The following is a 3,861-nucleotide window of genomic DNA, read 5'->3' on the forward strand; positions in this document are numbered from 1 at the left end:
ACCGGCCGTCGCCGGGGCGATCTCGACGCGGCGGGATGGCTCGCCATCATCCATCCCGACGACCAGGCCCGCGTGGCCGAGATCTGGCGCGAGACCGTTACCGCCCGGACGGAATATCAGTGCGAATATCGACTGCGACGGGAAGACGGCACCTACCGCTGGTTCCTCGCGCGGGCCCAGCCCGTGCTCGCCGGCGATGGCAGCGTCCTGCGTTGGGTCGGTACCAGCACGGACATCGATGATCAGAAGCGGGCGATGGCGCAGCTTCTCGGATTCAACGAGACCCTGGAACAACGGGTCGCCGAACGCACCGCCGAGCGCGACCGGGTCTGGCGTAACTCGCGCGACCTCCTCGTCGTCGTCGGAGCCGACGGTATCTTCCGCGCCGTGAACCCGGCCTGGGAAACCATCCTCGGCCAAGCTCCGTCGGACGTGGTCGGGCGCAGCTTCCTGGACTTCGTCTGGGTGGAAGACGCGGCCTTCACCGAGGCGGCACTGTCCCAGGCCGCGGCTGCCGACCACCTCAACGACTTCGAGAACCGATACCGCCACGCGGACGGAAGCCCACGCTGGATCTCCTGGCGCACCTCCGTGGAGGGGGGGCTCGTGTACGCCTACGGACGGGACATCACCGCGGAGAAGTCGCAGGGGCAGGCCCTGCTGCACGCTGAGGAAGCCCTGCGCCAGTCCCAGAAGCTGGAGGCGGTCGGGCAGCTGACCGGCGGCGTGGCGCACGACTTCAACAATCTTCTGACCATCATCCGCTCGTCGGTGGACTTCCTGCGCCGGCCGGATCTCGCGGAGGACCGCAAGGCCCGCTATCTCAACGCCGTGTCCGAAACGGTGGACCGGGCCGCCAAGCTGACAGGACAGCTTCTCGCCTTCGCGCGACGCCAGACCCTGAAGCCCGAGACGGTGGACGTCGGCAGCCGCCTGCGCGACGTCGCGGATCTGCTCGACACCGTGACGGGTGCCCGCATCACGGTTCGGACCGAACTGCCCGAACAGCCCTGTTTCGTGCGGGTGGACGTCAGCCAGTTCGAGACCGCGCTCGTCAACATGGCCGTCAACGCCCGGGACGCGATGGACGGCGCAGGAACCCTAACCCTGCGGATGGATTTTGGCCTGCCGCTGCCCTCCATCCGCGGCCATGCCGGTGCGCCCGGGCCTTTCGTGGCGGTCTCGCTCTCCGACACCGGTACGGGCATCGCCCCGGACGTCCTGTCCCGGATCTTCGAGCCGTTCTTCACCACGAAGGAGGTCGGCAAGGGGACCGGCCTCGGCCTGTCCCAGGTCTTCGGTTTCACCAAGCAGTCGGGTGGCGACGTCGACGTCACGAGCGAGCCGGGACGGGGGACGACGTTCACGCTCTACCTTCCCGAGGCAGCGATGGAGTTCGGCGCGGCCGAGGATACTGACGAGCCGGTCGGCCTCGAACCGGGGGGCGCCGGCCAGCGCGTCCTGGTGGTCGAGGACAACATCGAGGTCGGACGGTTCGCCACCCAGATCCTGCAGGACCTCGGCTACAACACGGCCTGGGCACCGAATGCCGAGGAGGCGCTCGACCGGATCGGTTCGGACGGCGGCGGTTTCGACGTCGTGTTCTCGGACGTGGTGATGCCCGGCATGGGCGGGATCGAGTTGGCCAAGTTGCTGCGCCGACGCCTGCCGAACCTGCCGGTGGTGCTCGCGTCCGGCTACAGCCACGTGCTGGCCGAGGAAGGCACGCACGGCTTCGAACTGCTCCAGAAGCCCTACTCCGCAGACCAGGTCTCCGCAGTCCTGCGCCAGGTCATCAAGGGACAGCGTGCCAGCCAGCCGGGCAAGCGGGGCGGGAAGCCCGGTCCGGCGGGGGCGGCGTGAAGGCCTGAGGGACCGAACGCCCCGGAACCGTGATGCCCGCAGGGGCCGGTTGCGGCGTGACGTCCGGCGGCCGGCCTTCGTCGCGATGCCGTAAAGCTGCTTCCGCTCGATCAGGAGCCGCGCGTTCGATCCGAGACGAGACGCAGGCCACCGCCCGGTCGCGTCGCCAGGGCGGCGGAAACCTTGCGTTCCAGTTCGCCCACCCGGAACGGCTTCTGAACGATGGCGTCGGCCCCGGCCGCGCCGGCCTGCGTCAGGGCCGTGGTGTCCGCGAATCCCGTGACGAACAGGAGCGGGATGCCGGGCCAGCGCTTTCGGATTTCCGCCGCGGTCTGCGCCCCGTTCATGCCCGGCATGGCGAAGTCGATGACGACGAGGTCGACGAACGGATCGGCCTCGAGCGCTGCCAGCGCTTGCAGGCCGGATGCGGCCTCGCGCACCTGGTAGCCGGCCTCCGAGAGGCGGGTCGCCGAGACCTCCCGCACGCCGCCGTCGTCGTCGACCACGAGCAGGGTCGGTGCGTTCCCGGCGCGATGGACCTGTGCCGCGTCCGCATCCGACGCCGCCACGAGGTCTTCCCCCGGCTCGGCGCGGGGAAGGTACACCTTGATCGAGGTCCCCTCGCCGACGACCGTATCGATCCGGATGCCGCCGCCCGACTGCTTCACGAAGCCGAAGACCTGCGCCAGCCCGAGCCCTGAGCCCTTCCCGACTTCCTTGGTGGTAAAGAAGGGCTCGAACACCCGTGCCAGCACCCCCGGCGTCATTCCGGTCCCGTTGTCGCTGACCGCGATCATCGCGTACTCGCCGGGCGCGGGGAGTTCGTGCCGGGTCGGGACTTCGGTCACCGTCACGTTGGCCGTCTCGATGGCGAGGCGCCCGCCCACCGCCATTGCGTCGCGGGCGTTGATGGCGAGGTTCAGGATCACGAGCTCGATCTGCGTGGGGTCCACGAGGGCGTGCCAGAGGTCGGTCTGGAGTGCCGTCTCGATGTGGACGGCTCCGCCGATGGAGCTTTGCAGGAGGTCCTGCATCGAGGCGACCGTCTGGTTCAGATTCACGGGAGCCGGCACCAGCCTCTGACGGCGCGAGAAGGCGAGGAGTTGGGCGGTCAGCCGTGCGCCGCGCTCGGCGGCGCCCCGCATCATGTCGAGGCGTCGCTTCGAGCGCTCGTCCGACACGGCGCGCGCGAGGAACTCGATGTTGCCGGCAATGACGGTCAGCAGGTTGTTGAAGTCATGCGCGACGCCGCTGGTGAGTTGCCCGACGGCCTCCAGGCGCTGGGCGAGGCGAAGCGCGTCCTCGGCGCGCTCGCGCTCCGCGATCTGCGCCTGCAAGGCGGCGTTCGCCTCGGCAAGCTCCTGCGTCCGCTCGGCGATGCGGACTTCGAGCGTCTCGTTCACGGCCTGGAGCGCGGCCTCGGCCGCCGCCTTGCCCTGTTTGGCGCGGGCCTCCGCCAGCGCCCTGACGATCGTGCGCGGCATCCGGTCGAGCCGCTGTTTCGTGACGTAGTCGGTCGCCCCGTTCTTCAAGGCCTCGACGGCGACCTCCTCGCCGAGGGTGCCCGAGCAGAAGATGAAGGGGATCTCGGGGCATTGGTCCCGGGCAATGCCGAGGGCACTGACGCCGTCGAAGGTCGGCAGGACGTAGTCGGCCAGAATGATGTCGCAGCGTCCTGGCTGCGCCGCCGCCGCGAAGGCGTCGCGGGTCATCACGCGCTCGATCACGACCGGATGCCCGAGCCCTTCGAGCTCCGCTTCGATGAGTTCGGCGTCGAGGTCGCTGTCCTCCAGGTGGAGGATGCGCAAGGGACCCGACGTGCCGGTCACCCGTTCGATGGCCAGCCTCCCCTGTGCGGTGGGGCCTCGTTCAACACCGCCCAGAATACGCCGAGGTCCTTGATGGCCGCGAAAAACTCCTCGAAGCCGACGGGCTTCACCACGAAGGCGTTCACCCCGAGGTCGTAGGAGCGCACCACGTCCGTCTCCTCCCGGGACG

The 3,861-nt window shown here is 69.3% G+C and carries 2 protein-coding genes and 1 pseudogene; 1 reads left to right on the plus strand and 2 read right to left on the minus strand.

All coding sequences use genetic code 11. The features are described 5' to 3' along the window. A partial coding sequence (locus K2X24_RS17025; protein WP_292499520.1) for a PAS domain-containing protein occupies positions 1-1,863 on the plus strand: 1,863 nt, incomplete at its 5' end. Positions 1,864-1,973: 110 nt separating this feature from the next. Here K2X24_RS17025 and K2X24_RS17030 read toward each other — a convergent pair. Further along, on the minus strand, positions 1,974-3,671 hold the full coding sequence (locus K2X24_RS17030) for a response regulator (protein ID WP_292499521.1): 1,698 nt from the start codon (positions 3,669-3,671) through the stop codon (positions 1,974-1,976). A 17-nt stretch (positions 3,672-3,688) separates the two neighbouring features. After that, positions 3,689-3,861 (minus strand): annotated as a pseudogene (locus tag K2X24_RS17035) (response regulator); the annotation flags it as partial.

The sequence above is a fragment of the Methylobacterium sp. genome, from assembly GCF_019750675.1.
Lineage (GTDB): Bacteria > Pseudomonadota > Alphaproteobacteria > Rhizobiales > Beijerinckiaceae > Methylobacterium.